The 19,235-nt window shown below is 72.1% G+C and carries 17 protein-coding genes and 1 pseudogene; 5 read left to right on the top strand and 13 right to left on the bottom strand.

What is annotated here, in order from left to right; all coding sequences use genetic code 11:
- Positions 1 to 47: 47 nt before the first annotated feature.
- The 10 genes and pseudogenes from AB0958_RS34285 to AB0958_RS34240 form a co-directional block, all read right to left on the bottom strand.
- The gene (locus tag AB0958_RS34285) at positions 48 to 1,757 is read right to left on the bottom strand and encodes a PE-PGRS family protein (RefSeq protein WP_366894367.1); all 1,710 of its coding nucleotides are present in this window, start codon (positions 1,755 to 1,757) and stop codon (positions 48 to 50) included.
- A 497-nt stretch (positions 1,758 to 2,254) separates the two neighbouring features.
- Entirely contained in the window at positions 2,255 to 2,635 is a 381-nt protein-coding gene (locus tag AB0958_RS34280) for a toxin Doc (protein ID WP_132890845.1), read from the bottom strand.
- On the bottom strand, positions 2,635 to 2,874 hold the full coding sequence (locus AB0958_RS34275) for a hypothetical protein (RefSeq protein ID WP_046727032.1): 240 nt from the start codon (positions 2,872 to 2,874) through the stop codon (positions 2,635 to 2,637). The genes AB0958_RS34280 and AB0958_RS34275 overlap by 1 nt, the downstream gene beginning before the upstream one ends.
- Positions 2,875 to 2,954: 80 nt before the next feature.
- Complete coding sequence (locus tag AB0958_RS34270) at positions 2,955 to 3,866, bottom strand: DJ-1/PfpI family protein (protein WP_366894366.1); 912 nt, start codon at positions 3,864 to 3,866, stop codon at positions 2,955 to 2,957.
- 10 nt (positions 3,867 to 3,876) lie between these two features.
- Positions 3,877 to 4,476 (bottom strand): isochorismatase family protein, encoded by a 600-nt coding sequence (locus AB0958_RS34265; protein ID WP_366894365.1) that lies wholly within the window; start codon positions 4,474 to 4,476, stop codon positions 3,877 to 3,879.
- A gap of 40 nt (positions 4,477 to 4,516) precedes the next feature.
- On the bottom strand, positions 4,517 to 4,993 hold the full coding sequence (locus tag AB0958_RS34260; protein ID WP_366894364.1) for a helix-turn-helix transcriptional regulator: 477 nt from the start codon (positions 4,991 to 4,993) through the stop codon (positions 4,517 to 4,519).
- A 389-nt stretch (positions 4,994 to 5,382) separates the two neighbouring features.
- Positions 5,383 to 7,151 (bottom strand): annotated as a pseudogene (locus AB0958_RS34255) (beta-1,3-glucanase family protein).
- Positions 7,152 to 7,178: 27 nt separating this feature from the next.
- Positions 7,179 to 8,171, bottom strand: a complete 993-nt coding sequence (locus AB0958_RS34250; protein WP_366894385.1) for a PP2C family protein-serine/threonine phosphatase — start codon at positions 8,169 to 8,171, stop codon at positions 7,179 to 7,181.
- A 229-nt stretch (positions 8,172 to 8,400) separates the two neighbouring features.
- A complete protein-coding gene (locus AB0958_RS34245; RefSeq protein ID WP_366894363.1) occupies positions 8,401 to 8,946 on the bottom strand; it encodes a hypothetical protein in 546 nt (181 codons plus the stop codon).
- A gap of 352 nt (positions 8,947 to 9,298) precedes the next feature.
- The gene (locus AB0958_RS34240) at positions 9,299 to 11,569 is read right to left on the bottom strand and encodes a M4 family metallopeptidase (RefSeq protein WP_366894362.1); all 2,271 of its coding nucleotides are present in this window, start codon (positions 11,567 to 11,569) and stop codon (positions 9,299 to 9,301) included.
- A gap of 463 nt (positions 11,570 to 12,032) precedes the next feature.
- On the opposite strand from AB0958_RS34240, the gene AB0958_RS34235 reads away from it, so the two are divergent.
- The 3 genes from AB0958_RS34235 to AB0958_RS34225 all read left to right on the top strand — a co-directional run bounded on the left by AB0958_RS34235 (position 12,033) and on the right by AB0958_RS34225 (position 14,234).
- Positions 12,033 to 13,241 (top strand): phospholipase D-like domain-containing protein, encoded by a 1,209-nt coding sequence (locus tag AB0958_RS34235; protein ID WP_366894361.1) that lies wholly within the window; start codon positions 12,033 to 12,035, stop codon positions 13,239 to 13,241.
- 73 nt (positions 13,242 to 13,314) lie between these two features.
- Positions 13,315 to 13,650, top strand: a complete 336-nt coding sequence (locus AB0958_RS34230) for an STAS domain-containing protein (protein WP_366894360.1) — start codon at positions 13,315 to 13,317, stop codon at positions 13,648 to 13,650.
- A 107-nt stretch (positions 13,651 to 13,757) separates the two neighbouring features.
- Positions 13,758 to 14,234 carry an ATP-binding protein gene (locus tag AB0958_RS34225; protein ID WP_366894359.1) on the top strand — a complete coding sequence of 159 codons (477 nt, stop codon included), beginning with the start codon at positions 13,758 to 13,760 and terminating at the stop codon, positions 14,232 to 14,234.
- Here AB0958_RS34225 and AB0958_RS34220 read toward each other — a convergent pair.
- The 3 genes from AB0958_RS34220 to AB0958_RS34210 are packed head-to-tail and all read right to left on the bottom strand — an operon-like array spanning position 14,170 to position 17,268.
- Positions 14,170 to 14,556, bottom strand: a complete 387-nt coding sequence (locus AB0958_RS34220; protein WP_366894358.1) for an STAS domain-containing protein — start codon at positions 14,554 to 14,556, stop codon at positions 14,170 to 14,172. The genes AB0958_RS34225 and AB0958_RS34220 overlap by 65 nt on opposite strands.
- Positions 14,549 to 15,640 carry a B12-binding domain-containing protein gene (locus AB0958_RS34215; protein WP_366894357.1) on the bottom strand — a complete coding sequence of 364 codons (1,092 nt, stop codon included), beginning with the start codon at positions 15,638 to 15,640 and terminating at the stop codon, positions 14,549 to 14,551. The genes AB0958_RS34220 and AB0958_RS34215 overlap by 8 nt, the downstream gene beginning before the upstream one ends.
- Complete coding sequence (locus AB0958_RS34210) at positions 15,637 to 17,268, bottom strand: PP2C family protein-serine/threonine phosphatase (RefSeq protein ID WP_366894356.1); 1,632 nt, start codon at positions 17,266 to 17,268, stop codon at positions 15,637 to 15,639. The genes AB0958_RS34215 and AB0958_RS34210 overlap by 4 nt, the downstream gene beginning before the upstream one ends.
- 194 nt (positions 17,269 to 17,462) lie before the next feature.
- Between AB0958_RS34210 and AB0958_RS34205 the strand changes: the two genes are divergently transcribed.
- Both AB0958_RS34205 and AB0958_RS34200 read left to right on the top strand, forming a co-directional pair.
- Positions 17,463 to 18,305, top strand: a complete 843-nt coding sequence (locus AB0958_RS34205; RefSeq protein ID WP_366894355.1) for a YihY/virulence factor BrkB family protein — start codon at positions 17,463 to 17,465, stop codon at positions 18,303 to 18,305.
- Between the two features lie 115 nt (positions 18,306 to 18,420).
- The gene (locus AB0958_RS34200) at positions 18,421 to 18,918 is read left to right on the top strand and encodes a MarR family transcriptional regulator (protein ID WP_366894354.1); all 498 of its coding nucleotides are present in this window, start codon (positions 18,421 to 18,423) and stop codon (positions 18,916 to 18,918) included.
- Positions 18,919 to 19,235 lie beyond the last annotated feature (317 nt).

Genomic DNA, 19,235 nt, shown 5'->3' with positions numbered 1-19,235 from the left:
TACGGCTACGGCTACGGCTACGGCTACGGCTACGGCTACGGCTACGGCTACGGCTTCGGGCGGGGTCCGACGAGGCTTTCATAGAGGGCTCGGCGTTCCTTCGAACCGTCCTCGGTCTCGGCGAGGGCCTTGTCCCAGTCCTGTTTGACCTCGTCCAGGTAGGCACGCCAGTCGCCGCCGTGGGCGGCTCCCATCTCCCGCAGGTCGACGAAGCGTTCGTTCTTCCCGAGACCGCCGGATCCCACCTTGTCGCCCTTGTGGCCGTGCAGCACGGACTCCGGGTTCGAGGTGGCCTCGGTGGAACGGAAGTCGTGCTCGTACCCGACCGGGCTGTCGGCGTGCGGCTTGATGGTCTCGATGCCGATCTGGAGCGAGCCGTCGCGGTCCACGGTGGGGCGGTGGTAGACCAGCAGGACGTGTCCGTAGGAGCCGTTCGGCAGGACCATGTCGCCGTTCCAGTCCTTGGAGCCGAGGCCACCGCCGGAGAAGTCCTGCCCCCAGAGTTTGGGGCTGGCGGCGCCGAACGCGAGTTTGTTGGTGGCGGACGCCAGGATGCCGCCCTTCTCCTTGAACGTGCCCGGCTGGTCGCCCTTGTTGGCTCCGATGGAGGTGCGGTGAGTGGCGAAGCCGCGCTCCGAGACGTCCTCGGCGGTCTCGCCCTTGGTGGCGTCCTTCGTGACGCCGAGGAAGTGGGGGAGCCAGTAGGCCGGGTCGTCCTTGGAACTCAGCGCCGGGATACGGACGTTGACCCGGCCTCCGTGCGCCAGGGCGCGGATGACGTCCTGTTCGTAGTTCACCTGGTGCTTGCCCTGCGCGGGGTCGTAGAGCTTCAGCCCGTTGCGCAGGATCAGCAGGATCTTGGTGAGCATCTCGCGGGCCCTGCCGTCCTTGCGGACGTAGTCGGGCGCCGTCTCCTTGCCACCCTTGCCGACCGGGCTGCCTTCCTCCGGGATGGCGCCGCCGTGCCGGCGCTCGGGGGCCATGCCTGCCGGATACAGGGAGTCGACGGCGGTTTCCCGGATCTGCTGGTCGCGCTCGGCTTCCAGGAGCTTGCGTTCGTCGGCCGAGGTGCCGGGCGCCTGGGTCAGCATGAACCGGCCGAGCGTGTAGTCCGGGCTGATCGGCGGCGTGGCCGCCTCGCGGACGGCCGGGTGGTTCGCGCGGACGGCCAGCGTCGCGGTGAGGACACGTTTGCCCGCGCTCAGTTGCAACCAGTCCTTGAAGCTCCCCTTGAGGTACGCCTCCGCGTCGGCGTAGGTGCCGATGCCCACGGACTTGAGCCACTTCGGGTTGACGTCGGAGAGCTGCCTGATGTCGTCCAGGTCCTGCTCGTTGAACGCCTCGCCGCGCAGCACGCGGCGGTCCAGGGTCTTGCGCAGCCGGGTGGGGCCCTCGACGAGCCACTGTTCGGGCCACCAGGTGCCCGGCGCGAAGATGTTCCGTTTCGACTTCGTCTGGACGGTGTGCTGTTCGATCGAAGTGCTCAGCCTGGTGATGATCTCCTTGCCCGACTGGTCGGTGTCCGCGCTCTGTTCGGCTTCCTCGGTGTTCGGTTCGTTCGCGGCCGAGGCTCCCGCGCGCTGGACGGTCGTCGCACCGGGCCGGGTGTGTCCGGGGGACGAGGTGTGCTCGCCCGCGGCGACGCGCTGAAGGTGCTGTATCCAGGGGCCGCTCAGGCCGGCGGGCGGTGACGCCGCACGCGGGGCTTCCTGCCCTCGTGCACCAGGGTGGTGGTGATCCCGCGCGACCGAGCGCATGGGGGGTCCTCCTCGCCGAACTTCCCGTTGCCGAGCTCTCTGTTCTAGATCAGCGGGGCGGCGCCGCGGAAGGTACGAAGGGGCAGACCCCGGTGCCTACCGGTCCTCCTCCGCAGGCGTCCGGCCTCTTGTCAACATCCTGACGACGGCCGTGTTTCCGGCCGTCCGCTGCAACGAGGCGAGACGTGCGGCGGCCGCGCTGTCGGGCGGGGCCGACACCACCCGGCTCCCGCGCCGCCGTGTCCCGGTTCCGGTCCCGGCCCCGGTCCCGGTCCCGGCGGGGTCGTCGGCCGAACCCGTCCCGGTGTTCACGTGCCGCCCCCGTTCCGTTCTCGTCCCACGGGGCGCCACTCGCACACCCTCCGCGGTTCTCCCAGGGTTCAACCTACCGAGGGTGGCCGGTGCGTGAGAATGGGCGGATGATCGCCCGGTCGCCCCAGGGCCCCGTCGAGTTCCCGCCGGTCGTCACCGAATACGCGGCGGGGCGGCCGGACCGGCTACAGCTTCCAGCCGCGCAGCCGGTCGGCGACGTCCTGGACGCCGATGCGGGTGTCGCGGACCTTGCGGACCAGGTCGGGCAGCGCGCCGTAGGGCGGATCGATGCCCTCGCCGGCCTGCGCCATGTACTGGGCCGCGATGAACGCGGCGTACAGGCTGTTGCGGTGCGGCAGCGGCTCCAGGCGGACGATCGTGTGCAGGAGCGCCGCGGCTCGCCACGCCGTGTCCGGGTCGGCCGCCGCCAGGGTGGGCAGCCGGGTCCGGTGCCGGGCCACGGCGGCCACCAGCGCCGAGTAGTCGGAGACGCTCAGGTCGTCGTGGCCGAGCGCGCTCTCCTGGACGTCCAGCAGCCAGGAGACGTCGATGTAGAGGGGAGGCATCAGGCGGCGGCAGCCCCGTCGCCACGCTCGGCGGGTGGCACCTCGTCGGGGAAGGCCTCGTCGAACTCCCCGCGCAACCGGTCGGCCCATTCGGTCGCACCGGCGACGAACCGCTTGCGCTGCATCTCGCGGACTCCGAGGTCGTGCAGGTACTGCTTGAGGCTCTTGCCCTCCGCGGCGGCCGCGGCCCGGACACCCTCGAGTTCCTCGTCGGTGAAAGAGACGTTCAGGGAAGGCATGGCGTCGATGGTACCTACTAGGTGCCTGACGGGTAAAGCGTCCGATGTCGAACATCAGTGTCAGCGGTGACCCGGGCCGGTCAGGGCCGGCGTGCTCTCAGGCGGCGCAGCATACGGGGGTCCTCGAAGCCGACCGCGCGGGCGGCGGCGTCGACGGTGGCGCCGTGGCTGATGAGGTGTTCGGCGCGTTCCAGGCGGAGGGTCTGCTGGTAGCGCAGCGGGGTGAGGCCGCCGGTGGCACGGGTGAAGAGACGGGTGAGGGTGCGTTCGCTCACGCCCACCGTCGCGGCCAGCGCGGACAGCGGCAGGGGCCGGTCGAAGCGGGCGTCGAGCAGGTCCTGGGCCTGGTGCACGGTGTCGTCGAGGTGGGACCGGTACCTGAGCATGGCGCTGGCCTGTGGTTCATGGCCGTTGCGCCGCGCGTAGACGACCATGTCCCTGGCCACCTGCGCGGCTACGGCGGGGCCGTGCCGGGTGGCGACCATGTGCAGGGCCAGGTCGATGCCGCTGGCGATGCCGGCCGAGGTGACCACCCGGTCGTCGGCGGTGTACAGCACGTCGCGCACGACGGTCGCCCTGGGGTAGCGGCGCGCCAGTTCGTCCTGCACGTCGTGGTGGGTGGTGCAGCGGCGGCCGTCGAGCAGGCCGGCCCGACCGAGCGCCTCGGCTCCCGCGCACACACTGGCGACGGTCCCGCCGCCGGCGTGGTGGTCCCTGAGCGCCTTCAGGGAGTCCGCGCCGAGGCCGGGACTGTCGGCCAGGGTGCGCGCCCGCCAGCCGGGCACCACGATCAGGTCCTCGGGGCCGAGCTCCGGCCAGTCCAGCCCGGCCAGCAGGGGCAGCCCCTGGGCGGTGCGCACCTGCGGCTGTTCGGCGACGTAGCCGAGTGTGTAGGGCTGCCCGAAGTCGGAGGCCGTGGAGAAGACCTGCGCGGGGCCCGCCAGGTCCAGCAGATGGACCCCGGGCAGCAGGAGGAAGACGATGTGACTCACGATCCGGTCATCATGCCCCGGGTTCGGCCGAGGCCTCCAGTTGTCCGACGGTGGCGATGGTGGCGAAGCGTCCGGCCAGGGCGTACTCGGTGCGCCTGATGATCTCTTCGGCGCTCAGGGTGCGGGGGTCCGCCAGCAGTTCGGCGACGCTCCGGCCGGCGGGGGCGTCGCGGTGGGCGATGGGGTTGGTCGCGGTGGCGTCGACGACGAAGGTGACCGAGTAGCCGAGGTCGCTCGCGACGCGGGTGGTGGTCTCGACGCACTGCTCGGTCCGGATGCCGCAGACCGTGAGTTCCCGGATGCCGCGCTCGGTGAGGAGTTGTTGCAGGTTGGTGGTGGTGAAGGCGTTGTGCGAGGTCTTGTGGAGGAGCGGTTCGGTGTCCAGGCGCCGCAACTCCTCCATCAGCCGGACGTGGCCGAGGGCGGGGTCGAAGACATCGCCGCTGCCGGGCTCGGAGTGCAGCACCCACACCACCAGGTCGCCCGCCCGGCGGGCGAGCCGGACCAGTCGGTCGACCTGATGGGCGATCTTCGGATCGGAGATGGTCTCCCACAGCGGGCGGGCGCGGAAGGATTCCTGGACGTCGATGACGATCAAGGCTCGGGTCATGCCCCAAGCCTGACCGGCGGGGTCACCGGGGCGACAGGCCTCATCGGGTCCCGGTGCGGACCGATCCGGTCACGGGGGCGGCTCCCGGTGCACCGGGCTGTCCGGTGGCCCTGGCCAGCTGGTGCAGGGTGAGGTCGAGTACGCGCAGCAGAGCCGCTGTCTGCCGGCCGTCACCGGTCCAGCTGTGCGTCTCCTCGGCCCGCTCGTACGCGGCCGTTTCCATTCCCACGGAGTGGGCGACCTTCGCGGCGGTGAGCCGGCGCGCGAGGCGGTGCTCCCTCAGGGTGCGCGGGTCCTGGATCTCCATCAGTTCCGTGGTCCGGCACCAGAGGACGTCCGCGAGGACGAACAACTCGTCCTCGGTGGGGCGGTACTCGCCGACCTCCCACGCGTGGATCACCGAGATGTCGACGGGAATCCCGCAGGCGTTCATCTGCTCCGTCACCTGCTGGGGCGACAGCCCCAGGCTCTGCCTGGCCGACATGGCGACGACGGGTGAGAACGGCGGTCGGTTCACTGGCCGGCCCTTTCTGTTGCTGATGGCGCAGACCGTGTCCGCTGGCACGATCCCGAGCAGAGTCTCGCCGCGGGCGGCCGTGGCCGCGACAGGATGACCGCGCTCCTGCGCGCTCGTCCCCCACACATGCCTTCGCGGCCGGTTCGAAGGCCCCTCTCCGCGGCCCCGGGGACACGCGACCGCGGTTCTCCAGGGCAGTACGGCGGACGGTGCGCACCGCGGTCTCGGCCTCGGCAGCGACCGGCCGGACGGCCGCGGCGCAGCCCGCGCTCCCCTCTGGTCGCCCGCGCACGTTCCGTTCGCGAGACCGGCGGTCACGGGGGGCAGGACCGGGGCCGGCACCGGTGGGCGCCCGGCCAGGCCCATCCCGGCCGGGCTCCCGGCCTTGATCAGCTGGTGAAGGTGAACCAGTTGATGTTGGTGAAGTCCGAGCTGCTGCCCGCGAAGACCAGGTAGACGTCGTGGACGCCGGTGGCGGGGGCGACGATGTTCGCGGGCACCGTCTGCCAGTTCTGCCAGCCGCCGTTGTTGGCGAAGTCGATCTCGGCGATCTTCGTGCCCCCGGTGCTGTCGAGGCGCACCTGTACGGCGCCGCTGACACCGGAGGCGGCGCCCGACGCCAGCCGGGCCTTGAACTGGTTCGGCGAGACCGAACCGAAGTCGACGGACGAGAACTTGAGCCAGTCGCCGTTCGAGATGTAGCCCACGTCGCTGCCTCCGCCCGTGTCGGAGCAGCTCTCCGTCGAGGTGCCGCTCTGCGCCGAGTAGGACTCGGCCTGGATGGTGCTGTACGCGCTGACGGTGCCCGAGCCCGGACTGCCCGGTCCACTGCCCGCGCCGGCGCCCAGAGTGACGGTCCATGAGGTGGGTGCGCCGTCCTGGAGGTGGCCGTCCACCGGGGCCGAGCCGGTGGGGCCGACGTCGTCGTAGGGGAAGGCGTAGCCGATGGTGGCGTACTGGTGGACGAGCCGTGCGTAGTGGTTGGTGATCGCGTCCTGGTAGTACTGGGCGGGTGCCACGCCGTCGGGCTGGTTGTTCCCGCCCGGGACCAGCAGGGAGCTCCGGTTGAGCGCGGCGGCCAGCCGGGCGGCGATCGCTCCGCGCGCGTCCGGCCCCGAGTTGTAGAGGGGACCGGAGGCGCAGCCGAAGATGTCGGCGGCGCTCGGCTTGGTGAACGGCACACCGTTGGTGTCGAGGCCGGAGAAGACGATGGCCCCGCCGGAGACGGTCCCGGTGTAGGAGCCGATCGCGCCCTGGCCGTTGACTCTCAGCGGGGTGGCCGCGTAGTGGCTCCAGACCCGGTTCAGGTAGTCGTCCCAGTAACCGCCGAAGTCGACCGGTGAGTGCGCGGGCGACAGGACGCGCAGGACGGCGCCGGAGGAGTCGGTGACCACCAGTCGGTCCCAGGGCGCTCCGTCGGAGGCGTGCTGGGCGCGCAGGCCGGAGGCGATGGCGGAGAGGGCGCCCGAGGGCAGTGGGCTGACCGACTGGTTGCCGCCGCTGCCGGTGCTGGCCATCGAGACGGGCAGCGCGACCATGTCGACGTAGGAGATGTTGGCGTAGAGGTTGGCGCTGTTGAAGGTGAACTCGCAGAACGTCCAGTTGGTGGCCCAGTTGGGATCGGAGCTGACCAGGGCGGGCTGCACCAGGCCGGGGACGGTGCCCGGGTTGACGAAGAACTGGAGTTTCTGCCCGACCGAGAACCAGACCCGGCCGCCTATGACGTAGTCGGCCAGGTTGACGGTGGTGGCGGCCGAACCGGAGGCGCCCAGGGGGATGGAGTGGTCGGCGACGGGGGTCACCGTGGACGACGGGTTGGGCAGCCGGTTCAGGGCGCCGTTAGCGGAGACGAAGACGGGCCAGCCGCTGCTGTCGGAGCCGGAGATGTAGGCGTAGACGGTGTCGTGGCCGGAGTTGTTCGCCAGTTTCACGGGGAGTGGGAGGCCCGCTGCCGCCGCTGTGGCGGCGCGGGCCGAGAGGGGGGTGAGCGCGGCCGCGGCGGCGGTACCGGCCGCGGTCAGAAAGGTACGTCGGGAAACCACAGGTCCTCCCGCGGACATGGGGGGCCGTCAGGAACGTGACGGTTGGGGGGTGGGGTCCGGTGGGGGGTGACGTTATTGGACTGGACCAATGCGGTCAAGGGTTTCGGAGTCCCCAGCGGGCCGGCGGATCGGCCGGGCGCGCCTCACCGGTAGCGGAGCAGCAGCATGGCGGCGTCGTCCTGGAGCGGGCCGTTCATGTGCTGGAGGAGGTCCTGGCGCAGGGTTTCCAGGGCAGCCTCGGGGTCCTGCTCCTTGAGCAGGTGGGCGCGTTCGGCGAGCGGGTAGAAGCGTCCGCCCCGGTCCCGGGCCTCGATGATGCCGTCGGTGTACAGCAGCAGTTGGTCACCCGGCAGGAAACTCGCCCGGTAGGGCTGTGGTCCGGCGACGCCGTGTGCGCCCAGGCCCAGCGGCAGTGCGTGGGTCTCCGGTTCGGGCAGGTCGACCGTGCCGTCGTCGCGGACCAGCATCGGCGCGGGATGGCCGAAGTTGAGGAAGGTCACCTGGTGGGCGCTGACCTCGGCGAGCACGGCGGTGACGAACCGCTCGCCGTCCAGTTGCCGGTCGACGGAGCGGGCCAGCCTGCTGCCGACCTCCTCCAGATCCGCCTCGTCGAGGGCCGCCTCGCGGAACGCCCCGAGGACCAGCGCCGCCGTCTCCACCGCCTCCAGCCCCTTGCCCTGGACGTCCCCGACGATCACCCGCACGCCCTGCGGCGCGGCGACGACCTCGTACAGGTCTCCGCCGATCCGGGCCTCGGCCACGGCGGACGTGTAGGAGACGGCCGCCCGCAGCCGCCCGGCGAGCTTGGGCACGGGCTTGAGCAGGACCCGCTGCGCGGCCTCGGCGATCGACCGGACGCTTTCGAGTTCGGCCTCCCGCCGGCGGCGCATGGACACGGCCACCAGTCCGGCGACGGTGACCCCCAGGACGGAGCCGACGGCCATGGCTCCGCGCCGCATGTCGGTCAGGTCGTCGACCCAGCCGAGTGCGACGCACAGCAGCAGGGAGAGTCCGCCGACGCACGCGGTGCGCCGCCAGCCCCCCACGAGGGGGGCGAAGGCGGGTCCCACCGAGACCAGCGGCAGGAAGCCGAGTGACGGGCCGGCCAGCACGTCCGCCACGGCGACCGCGCCCATGACCGCGAACGGCAGCACGGACAACGCCTTGGACCGACGGCTCTGTTGGCGGCTCTGTGCGGACACGTCTGCGAAATCCTCCCCCGGTGACCGGACCGGCACGGCGCATCATCGCAGACGTACCCGCCGTTGCCCGTGCATAGGCGACAGACGGCCGGGCGGGCACCACCGCGGTACGAACCGGACGAGTGTGCGGTGCGCCGGCCGCCCGGACCGTGCCGGGGCCGGGTCAGCGGCCCTCGCCCCGGGGCCGGCCGCGGGACGGGCGGGGCGCCCGCCGGGGGCGTCGTGCGGGCCGGGGTCCCTCGTCGGACGGCCCGGCGGCGAGCGACGAGAAACCGCCGGGGATCCCCGGCCGCGCGGCGGCGGGCGGCTGCTGCTCGGCGGGCCGCCCGGCGGCGGTACGGCTCGGCCGCTGGGCGCGGGCGAGGACGCTGATGTGCGGGAGGACGCGGGCGCACGCCTCGCAGATCTCCTCCAGCGTCCAGACCCGCCCGACGGCCGGGTCGTGCTGGAGGACCAGCGCCACACCGCCCGCGCACTGCGTCCTGGTGTCCGGGTGGGCCTCGCACTGCTGTGCGCCGCAGTGGCAGCGGGCGTTGGGCCGGACGGTGGCCGCCCTCGCGTGCGCGGCCGCGTGCCCGGCGGCGAACGCGCGCAGCGCCGCGAGGTCCTTGGAACGCGGCGGCATCCGGCAGGCCGCGGTGCTGCAGGTCACGGTGGCCGTCCGGTCGGCGTGTCCGGTCAGGCGGACCGTCCAGACCCGCCCGGGCACGCGCTCCGTAGGTGATTCGCTGTACGCGGTCGTCACGTGCGTCCGTTCTGGTTGATCGACGAAGACCCTCCACTATGTGCTACCCGGCCGGGCGAAGGACAGCACGTTTCCGCGGCGATCCGTTCCACGGGCGCTGCGCGGGCGCCCGCTCCCGCCCGGGTGCCACGCCCGACGGGCCGCCCGCCGTTCCCCCTGACGAGGGACGCGCCGAACGCGGGATCCGGCTCGGCAGCCGGGTCGCCGGCGGCGAGTGGCCGCCGGCGCGAAGAAGTCGACGTCCACCGAACGGACGGGGAGGCGTCGGCCCACGCCTGCGCGGGCCGACGCCTACGACCGGTGGCGCGGGGCGGGCTCAGGGCATGAGCCGCCACTGTTCGATGTAGCCGACGTCGATCGCGGCCCGGTCCTGGACGCGGAGCTTCCAGGTCCCGGACACGGGTTGCGCGGAGGCGTCGACGGTGAAGGTCTGGTCGACGTTGTCGGCGGACCCGCCACTCCGGTTGAGCAGGGAGTAGGCGGTTCCGTCGGGGCCGACGAGATCGACGGTCAGGTCGCCGCGGTAGGTGTGGACGATCTTGACGTAGACCTGGGTGGTGGCGGAGGCGTTGCCGGTGCGTCCGGTCACGGTGACCGGGGACTCCACCGCGGGGCCGTTGTCGGGGATGTCGACGCGGGTGGCATTGGCGTAGACGTAGGCGATCCGCCAGGAGAAGCGCTGGGTGGCCGAGGCGCCCGTGGCGTCGGTCACCGTGACGGTGACGTCGCTGGTCCCGAGGGTGGTGGGAGTGCCTGATATCAGGCCCGTGTCGCTGATCGTGAGGCCGTCCGGCAGACCGGTCGCGCGGTAGGTCAGGCCGGCGCCGGAGTTGGTCGTGTAGGCGTCCGCCTGGAGGGACACCGCCTGCCCGATGCCGCTGATCTGGTCGGCGATCGGGGCCACGTTCACGCCGAGCGCGATCCGGTTGCCCACGTCGATCGCCGCCCACGCGTCGGCCACGGCGAGGTAGGAGGGGCTGTAGGCGCCGAACAGGTCGGCCGCCGCCTGGAGGGTGGCCGTACGAGCGCCGGCGTAGTCGGTGCTCGACGTCATGTAGGTGGTGAGGGCGCGGTACCAGACGCGCTGGGCGTTCTCGATGCCGATGCCGGTCACCGGCCGGCCGTCGTAGGTGGGGCTGTCGTACGCGACGCCGTTCACGGTCTTCGCGCCGCTGCCCTCGGAGAGCAGGTAGAAGAAGTGGTTGGCCGGGCCCGAGGAGTAGTGGACGTCGAGTCCGCCCAGGGACGGGCTCCAGTTGTCGCTGGACGCGCCGTCCTTGGAGGGCTTGTCCATGTAACGCAGCGGCGTGCCGTCGCCGTTGATGTCGATCTGCTCGCCGACCAGGTAGTCCGGGACGTCGGCGGGCAGGTTCTCGTAGAACTCGACCGCGGCGGCGAAGATGTCCGAGGTCGCCTCGTTCAGGCCGCCCGACTCCCCCGAGTAGGTGAGACCCGCGGTGGCGGCGGTGACGCCGTGGCTCATCTCGTGCGCGGCGACGTCGAGCGCCGTGAGCGGGTGGGTGTTGCCGGCGCCGTCCCCGTAGGTCATGCAGAAGCAGCTGTCCTGCCAGAAGGCGTTGACGTAGTTGTTGCCGTAGTGGGCGCGGCTGTAGGCGGCCACGCCGTCGTTGCGGATGCCGTTGCGGCCGAAGACGTTCTTGTAGAAGTCCCAGGTGGCCGCGGCGCCGAAGGCGACGTCGACGCCGGCGGTCTGCCGGTTGGCCGGGGTGCCGTCGCCCCAGACATCGTTGTCGTCGGTGAAGAGGGTGCCGGTGCCGGAGGTGCCCTGGTTCAGGTCGTAGGTGCGGTGGCCGGCCCGGTCGCCGTCGACGAGTTGGTAGGTGGAGCCGGAGAGCGTGGTGCCGAGGGGCACGGTCCCGTTGAACTGGCCGGTGCCGGTGCCGGTTTCGATGCCCTGGTACTGGAAGAGCGGTTTGCCGGAGACCGCGTCGGTGATCACATGGAGTTCGTTGGGCGTGCCGTCGTCCTGGAAGCCGCCGACCACGGACTCCCAGGCCAGGGCGGGTTTGCCGGAGGCCGCCCAGACCACGAGCCGCGGGCGGCCGTCGAGCGTGCGGTGCCCGGCGCCCGCCTTCGCGGCCGCGCCGAGTGCCCGGGCCTTCGCCGTGGCCGGGGATATCCGCGCCTTGGTGGACGGAATCGAGAGGGCCGCCCTCGAAGCCCGGGAGACGGTCAGACGGCCGGAGTCGTCGTGGACCACCAGGTCGCCGCCGAGGACGGGCAGGCCGGCGTAGGTGCGTTCGTAGCGGGTGTGCGTCGTGCCGTCGGCGTCCCGGGTGACGTCCTTGACGACGAGCCGCTCGTCGGCACCCAGGCCGAGGGTCCTCGCGGTGTCCGGTGCGTCGGCCGCGGCGCTCCTGAGCAGGGCCGTGCGTCGGGCCGGGGAGAGCGGGACGGGGGCCGCGCCGGCCCGGGGTGCGGCGTGGACGGCGGCGGGCCCGGGTTCGCCGGCCGCGGCCAGGGCGGTGCCGGTCTGGAGTCCGGCCGCGAGCAGGGTGGTTGCCGCGGTCAGCGCCAGGGTGACGCGGTGTCTGATCCGACGGTGGTGACGGTCCTGCCGGAACATGGCGTTCTCCTTCTGTGGGGTGTTCGGGCTCGGTGGAGCCCGGGAGAGCGGGGCGGCTGGGTCGAGCCGTCCGGCGGCGCGCGGGTGAAGGGAGGAACGGGTGGAGCCGGAAGAGGCACGGTGCGACGGGATGGCGTCAGCGCTGCCGTGCGGTGAAGTGGGGGCGAGATGTGGGTTTTTCGCGAGGTGTCCGTGTGTTCACGGTGAACACCTGGAGAGCAGACTGACATCCGGCGTTCGATGTTGTCATGACCGCACCATGACAACGGCTGGAACTGGCGGTTGCGCGCCCGGTCTTCACCCTCCGCCTCGGCCGCCGGCCCGGGCCGCGTCCGGTGCGTGCCCGTGCGCGACGGGCGTCACGGCGACGGCTGGAGTACGGCGGCTGCGACCGGGCATCCGGTTGTTCGGGCTCGTCCGGCAGCCCGTGACCTTCTGTCTTCCGGCCCTTGGGGGGATCGGCGTGATACTCGACGGCATACCGGCGCCCCCGGTGCGCGCCGCCGCGCCCGACGTGGCGGCGCGCAAGCAGCGCCTGCGCCGCCGCCTGGAGCGGCTGATCGGTGTCGCCGCCACCGAGGGCAACGACCTGACGGCCCTGCGCAACGGCGACGAGATCTTCCCCGCGATGCTCGGCGCGATCCGCTCGGCCCGGCACACCATCGACCTGATGACCTTCGTGTACTGGCGCGGGCAGATCGCCCACGACTTCGCCGCCGCGCTCGCCGAGCGGGCCCGCGCGGGGGTGCGGGTACGGCTGCTGCTCGACGGCTTCGGCGCCAAGGAGATCGAACAACGGCTGCTGGACCTCATGGGCGACGCGGGCGTGCAGGTGGCCTGGTTCCGCAAACCCGTGTGGCTGTCGCCCTTCAAACAGAACCACCGCTGCCACCGCAAGGCCCTCGTCGTCGACGAGGAGACCGCCTTCACCGGTGGCGTCGGCATCGCGGAGGAATGGTGCGGCGACGCCCGCAACCCCGCCGAGTGGCGCGACACCCACGTCCGGGTCCGCGGTCCGGCCGTGGACGGCATCGCGGCCGCCTTCGCACAGAACTGGGCGGAGTGCCACGACGACCTCTTCGACGAGCACGACCGCTTCACCGCGCACGCGGGAACCGGCTCGTCGGTGGTGCAGGTCGTCCGCGGTTCCGCGAGCATCGGCTGGCAGGACATGCAGACCCTCATCCGGGTCATGCTCACCTCGGCGGAGGAACGCTTCCGGCTGGCCACCGCCTACTTCGCGCCCGACACCTATTTCATCGGCCTGCTGTGCGAGACCGCCCGGCGCGGAGTGCGGGTCGAGATCCTGCTGCCCGGCCCGTACACCGACCAGCGCGCCTGCCAACTGGCGGGTCAGCACCACTACACACGTCTGCTGCGGGCCGGTGTCCACATCCGCCAGTACCAGCCCACCATGATGCACGCCAAGATCATCACCGTGGACTCGGTCGCCTCCCTCATCGGGTCGACCAACTTCAACCGCAGGTCCATGAACCACGACGAAGAGGTCATGCTGGCCGTCCTGGACGAGGAGTTCACCGCCGCGCTCGACCGCGACTACGAGGCGGACCTGAGACACAGTGCGGAGATCGACCTGACCCGGTGGAGACGCAGGGCGTTGCTGCAACGCGCGGGTGAGGCCGCGGTCACCCCGGTCCGGCGGTTCCTGTGAGCGGGCCCACCGCCCGCGATATCCGCCCCGGACCGGCTTGGCAGCGCAAACGCCCAGGTGACACGATGGCCCCATGCCCGCGGCCCACGCCATGAACGTCCACGTCAGCCAGCACGACCAGGCTCTGCACGTCGTCCTGCGCGGAGAGCTGGACCACGACGACACGGAGGCCGTCGACAGCGCCTGGGAAGCCGCCGACCGCGCGGCACTGGCCACGACGGTGGTGGACCTCGCTCAGGTCACCTTCGCCGACAGCATGCTGCTCAACGCGCTCCTCGAAGGCCGGCGCCGGCACCACACGGCCGGCCGCGCGTTCGTCCTGCGCGGCCCGCTGCCCCCGCCGGTGCGCCGGCTGCTGTCCATCAGCGGCACCCTCGGACACTTCACGGTCCTGGACCCGGACCCCTGAGCAACACCGGGACACCGGTCATCTCCATGAGCACGGCCACCGCGGGCCGACGATACAGCGCACCACGACCCGCCGACAGGAAGTCGAACGCACCGCACGGGAACTCTATGGTCACCCCCCTTGGAAATAAGGCCACGGACGAGCCGGTCCCGGCGACGCCGTCGCAGTACGGCGTCGCCTGGGGCAGCGAAGGCACCTCCATCGCTCACGCGCGGCACGCCGTGCGCACGCTGCTCGTCGGGGCAGGCCACCCCGCGGACCGCCAACCCACCCTGGACGCACAGCTCGTGGTCAGCGAGCTCGTCACCAACGCGCTGCGCCACGCCCCCGGCCCCGGCCGGCTCCTGCTGGAACTGCTCCCGGAGCACGGCCTGCTGCGGATCACCGTCCACGACCGCTCACCGCGGCGACCGCGCCCGCTCGACCCCGACCCGCACCGCGTCGGGGGGCACGGCCTGCATCTGGTCGCCCGGATCTGCGAGCGGTTCGACACGGTCCTCCTCGACGACGGCAAGCGGGTCACGGCCGAACTGAGCCTGCGTCGGGAGGAAACCCTGGACCCTGGCCGCTCGCGCCCGCGGTGAGGTGGTCCAGGACGTTGGTCAGGCGCAGCACGCGTTCCAGGACCTCCGGCCGGTTGTCCAGGCGGAGAGTGGCGCCGACGGCGCTGGTACGGCGGTGGACCATCAGCAGGGCGGCCAGGCCCGTGGAGTCGATCCAGGTCAGGCCGTGGAAGTCGACACGCACCTCGTGGGGCGGCGCGCCGTCGGCCGCCAGGTGCTCGGCGACTATGTCGATCAGGTCGTCGCCCGTGTCGTAGTCGAGTTCGCCGCGCACCCGCACGGACAGCGTGGCGGGTTCGTGGGCGACGGTGACGGCGAACTCGGTGGGCCGAAAATCAGTCATGTGCGGGTGCCGAGGTCGGGGACGGGACGGTGGGACGGCCGCGCAGCGCGGCGCCGCCCGCCTTGATGAGGCCGACGGTGCGGGGGAACTCGCGCAGTTGGCCGGCGAGGACGTCGAGGGTCGCCACGACGGAGCGGGCGGGCACGTGCCTGGCCTCCAGGATGTCGGCGGTCCAGGTCAGGAACGAGGTGAACAGCTCGGGGTCGTCGACGTAGAGGGCGGTGGCCAGGAAGTCGACGATGTGGGTGAGGTCCTCCGCGGTGCGCTCGCGTTGCGCGTCGTCGTAGCCGCGCACGGCCGGGAAACGGGTCGTCAGGCCGGCCAGGGTCTGCCTGACGAGCGCGGGGCGGGACCGGACGACCGTCGTGTACTCCTGGTCGGCCAGGTGCGGCAGGTCGTCCGCCACCTGCCGGATCGCCGCCGGACGGGACCTGGGCAGGCCCGACGCGAGCACCTCGGCCGCCCCGCGCGCGTCGGCCGCCCACTGGTCGGCACCGAGCGCCCGCGCGTAGCGGCCGTCCGCGCCGAAGGCGCGGCCACCGACCAGGACCCGGACACCGAGGGCCTGACAGGCGGTGACGGCGGCGTGCGCGGCCGGCAGGTGGGTGGGGATGGAGCCGGACAGCAGGACGGCGTCGGGGCCGGTGTGGTGCAGGTGCGCCACCAGATGCGGCGTCGGGGTCTGGGCGCCCAGGTAGTCGACCCGCCAGCCGCGGAGGTGGAGCACCTCGGCGACGAGCCGGGCGGGGAAGGCGTGCCATTCGCCGTCGATGCAGCTGACCGTCACCCGGCCCCGGTGCGGCAGTCGCCGCTCGCGGGCCGGCCGACGGTGTGCGAGGGAGGCGATCACCCGTTCGTTGATGGCGGTGGCGGCGTGTTCCTGGGCCACCGTGATGCGGTCGGCGGCCCACTCGGACCCGACTCTCGCCTGGACGGGCGCGATCACCTCGAGCAGCAGCGTCTCCTCGGTCACGCCGTCGGCCACCGCCTCGTGGACGATGTCGGCGGCCCCGTGCTCGTCGCCGTCGACCACCGCCTGCCACAGCCGGTCCGTCAGCTCGGCCGCCGCGGTGGGCTCTGTCACGTACTCCTCCTGCTGTACCGCCTGTCCGTCCGCCCGTCGTCGGCCGCCGGCGGGCCGTTTCGGGGAACCCTGATGACGACGGCGGCCATGTCGTCGTGGCGGCCGGCGCCCAGCCACTGGGCGGCCAGCATCTGCACCCGTTCCACGACCGCTTCGGCCGGCAGTCCCGCGCATTCGGCCAGGGCCCGCCGCAGCCGGTGGTCACCGAAGAACTCGTCGCCGAGCGGGCCGCCGCGCGCCTCGGTGATGCCGTCGGTGTAGAGCAGACACGTCTCGCCGGGTTCCAGCACGGTCTGGACCGTGTCCGCCGTCACGGCCGGCAGCGCACCGACCAAAGTACCGTGCGTGGCCACTTCCTCCACGGTGCCGTCGGCCCGGACGATCAGCGGCGGCAGGTGCCCGGCGCTGGTGAGCCGGAGGCGGACCCGGTCGCCCTGGCGGCGGACCGAGGCGAGCACCAGCGTCGCGAAACGGGTGTGGTGGGAGGAGAGCAGGGCGCCGTTGAGCAGGTCGAGCACCCGCTGATGGTCGTCGGTCAGCGGCAGCAGGGCGTGCAACGTGTTGCGGATCTTGCCGGTGAGCACCGCCGCGTCCAGCCCCTTGCCCGCGACGTCCCCGAGGACGACGAGGGTGTCCTTGGAGGGGTCGGAGCCCGGGTGGACGTCGTAGAAGTCCCCGCCCACCCGCTCGTGGTCCCTGGCCGCGCGGTAGCCGCCGGCGTACTCGACGCCGTGCACGCTGCGCAGCGTCGGGGGCAGCAGCTCGCGCATCAAGGTGGCGGTCACCGCGGCCTGTTCGCCGTAGAGGCGGGCGGCGGACAGGGCCGCGCCGGCCCGGGCGGCGAAGAGGCGGGCGAAGACCTCCTCCCCCTCGGTGAAGGACTGCTCGGTGCTGGACCGCAGCAGGATCAGCGCTCCGGCGGGCACTCCGTGACCGGGAAGCGGGGTGACGATCACCGAGCCGAGCGGGCCGGGGAAGCCGTCCGGGGTGACCCAGTCGGGAATGTCGGCGGGGTCGATCCAGCGGGCCGACACGGGCGGGAAACCCTGGAGGGCCTCGGCCAGCCCCGGCACCGTGGTCACGTCGACCTGCCGGGTGGCCCGGGTGACGGGACCGCCCCGGTTCGCGAACGTCAGCGAGTGGCGCCGTCCCTGGGGCGGCGCGACGACGACGGCGGCGTCGGCCAGGTGCGCGGCGGCCAGGGACGCCGACGCCTCCATGCACCGTGGCACGTTCATGGTGGACAGCAGGGTGCTGGAGACCTCGGACAGGATCTCGGTCCGGGTCCTCGTGTCGGTCAGCGCGGCCTCGGCCAGTCGCCGGTCCGTGTCGTCCACCAGCCACCACACCACGTCACCGCCGCCGGCCGCGGTCGGATGCCCCTCGAAGTGACGACCGTTGATACGTCCGTTCGGCAGGCCGGCGTCCGTACCGCTCCCCGCCGCCCCCGCGTCGCCCAGGCGCGCGTGGGCACCGGAGAGCCAGGCGGGAACCCGCTCGTCCAACCGGTCGCCCATGGCCGCACCGGGCAGGAGTATCCGCGCGGCCCCGTTGAGGTCGACGAGGACGCCGTGCTGGTCGACGACCAGGACCGGGTAGGGAGCCTCGGTCCAGGTCGCACCGACCACGTGGCCGGCATCGGGCGGACGGGCGGAAATGTGGGGGGAAGCAGACACAAGCGGAGGCGCGCATCCTGCGCGCCTCACCACCTTCCTGCTCTCGAAAAATAGATGTCTTACGACAACAGTCCCGCATCCACCCCCGCCATGGCAACCTGCCCGGGCGAGCGGCCCGAGGAAAAAGAGGTGAGAGCATCCGTCCCATGGATGAAAGAGACGGTCGCGCGGCCCGCTGGTGGGCGGCCCTGCGCCGTACACCGGTGGCGGTCTGGAACGACGACATCACGGACTGGGCCGCCGCGTTGACGTACTACGCGGTCCTGGCCCTGTTCCCGGTGCTGCTGGTGGTCCTGTCGATCGTGGGCCTGTCCATGCCGACGGCCCGGCCCGATGTCATCGACCGCATGTCGGAAGCCGTTCCGCTGGAGTCACGCGCCCTGCTGCACAGCACCCTTGAGGAGATGGCCCAGCAGTCGTCGGCGGAATGGACACTGGTCTTCGTCGGCGGGGCGGGAGCCCTGTGGTCGGGTTCCAGCTATCTGAGCGTCTTCCGCCGGGCGTTGCACGCCATGCACGGCGTCAGCGCGCACCGGCCGGTCTGGCGCACCGCTCCGCGCATCGTCATCACGGCGCTGGTCCTGATCGCGCTGCTCGCCACGACCACGCTGGCGTTGTTCCTGACCGGCAGTCTGGCCCGGCGGCTCGGCCGGGTGCTGGATCTGGGCACCGGGCCGCAGGCCGTCTGGGACGCGCTGCGGTGGCCGGTGGTGGCCGTGGTCGCCGTCGCCCTGGTGCTCGTCCTCTACCGGTCGGGTCCGGCGTCCTCGCGTCCGGTGCGGAAGATGGCGCCGGGCGGGGCGCTGGCGGTGGTGCTCGTACTGGCGGTCTCCTTCGGGTTCGCCTTCTACACCTCGCATGCCGGCACCTACCACCGCCTGTACGGTTCGCTGGCGGGCGTCGTGGTCTTCCTGGTGTGGCTGTGGCTGGCCAACCTGGCCCTGCTCTTCGGTGCGCAGTTCAACGCGGAGCTGTCGGCACGCTCGTGATCACGCCGGCCGCGGAGCGTCCGCGGCCATGCCGGTTGTACTGCGCCTCTTTGGGTACAGCGATTGAATACGGGTGTCCCCGCAAACGCCTGGTCTCACTGAAAGCGATGTGTTCGTGACACTTCCCGGCGGAGCCGACGACCGCGCGGTGGGCTCGGTTGACGATCCGAGCGCGGACGCGCAGGAGATCTCCGATGCCGTGGAGCGCCTGGCGGACCTGTGGTCCATGGCCGCTCAGGAGTCGACGGTACGGTTCTCCCTCCATCAACTGCGGGCGCTGCAGGCACTGGAGAGAGCGCCGGAGGTCAACGTCACCGGCCTGGCGGAGCGCATGGACATCGGGCTGCCCACCGCCAGCCGGCTGTGCGACCGGCTGGAGGCGGCGGGCATGCTGGAGCGTTCGCTGCATCCGCGCAACCGCCGCGAGGTGCGGTTGCGCCTCACCGGGCAGGGCCGCCGCGTCCTGGGCGAGGTGGCGTGCCGGCGCACCCAGGCCCTGGCCGGTGTGCTGGCCGCGATGGCCCCCGCGGACCGTTCGGCGCTGATCCGCGGCATGAAAGGTTTCGCCTCCGCCCAGGGCGAGACACCCCTGCGGCCTCCGCAGCGGCCTTAGGGCCTGTCTGACAATTCCCGCCTGCCACGCGACGCCATGCACGCTCCCCCAGCCTCCGGCCGGGGGGACCCCCACTCGCCGCACCGGGCCCAGACCCAAGTACGTCCAGTACGTGGATCAGGGCCCGGCACTCCCCCAGCCTCCGGCCGGGGGACCCCCAGAGCACGCACCTGACGCCGCGCGGCCGCCCTCCGGGCGACGACGGGAATTGTCAGACAGGCCCTAGTAGTGCTCCGTTAGGTCTGTCTCGCGGTGCTGTTTGGGGGCATGGTGAGGGTGTGGACGCACATGAAGTGAACCGTGCTCGGGCGAAGTTG

This window comes from Streptomyces sp. NPDC006655, assembly GCF_040703965.1.
In the GTDB taxonomy this organism is placed as follows: Bacteria; Actinomycetota; Actinomycetes; order Streptomycetales; family Streptomycetaceae; genus Streptomyces.
The sequence above is the reverse complement of the archived record's forward strand: the minus strand, read 5'-3'. Positions and strand labels throughout refer to the sequence as shown.

What these genes read in the sequence shown, in the direction of transcription:
- AB0958_RS34285 (WP_366894367.1), bottom strand. Translation starts at nt 1,757, where the DNA reads ATGCGCTCGGTCGCGCGGGATCACCACCACCCTGGTGCACGAGGGCAG.
- AB0958_RS34280 (WP_132890845.1), bottom strand. Translation starts at nt 2,635, where the DNA reads ATGCCTCCCCTCTACATCGACGTCTCCTGGCTGCTGGACGTCCAGGAG.
- AB0958_RS34275 (WP_046727032.1), bottom strand. Translation starts at nt 2,874, where the DNA reads ATGCCTTCCCTGAACGTCTCTTTCACCGACGAGGAACTCGAGGGTGTC.
- AB0958_RS34265 (WP_366894365.1), bottom strand. Translation starts at nt 4,476, where the DNA reads ATGACCCGAGCCTTGATCGTCATCGACGTCCAGGAATCCTTCCGCGCC.
- AB0958_RS34250 (WP_366894385.1), bottom strand. Translation starts at nt 8,171, where the DNA reads ATGGGCGCGGTCGCCGTGGCGGACGTGCTGGCCGGCCCGTCACTCGGC.
- AB0958_RS34240 (WP_366894362.1), bottom strand. Translation starts at nt 11,569, where the DNA reads ATGTTCCGGCAGGACCGTCACCACCGTCGGATCAGACACCGCGTCACC.
- AB0958_RS34230 (WP_366894360.1), top strand. Translation starts at nt 13,315, where the DNA reads ATGCCCGCGGCCCACGCCATGAACGTCCACGTCAGCCAGCACGACCAG.
- AB0958_RS34225 (WP_366894359.1), top strand. Translation starts at nt 13,758, where the DNA reads ATGGTCACCCCCCTTGGAAATAAGGCCACGGACGAGCCGGTCCCGGCG.
- AB0958_RS34220 (WP_366894358.1), bottom strand. Translation starts at nt 14,556, where the DNA reads ATGACTGATTTTCGGCCCACCGAGTTCGCCGTCACCGTCGCCCACGAA.
- AB0958_RS34205 (WP_366894355.1), top strand. Translation starts at nt 17,463, where the DNA reads ATGGATGAAAGAGACGGTCGCGCGGCCCGCTGGTGGGCGGCCCTGCGC.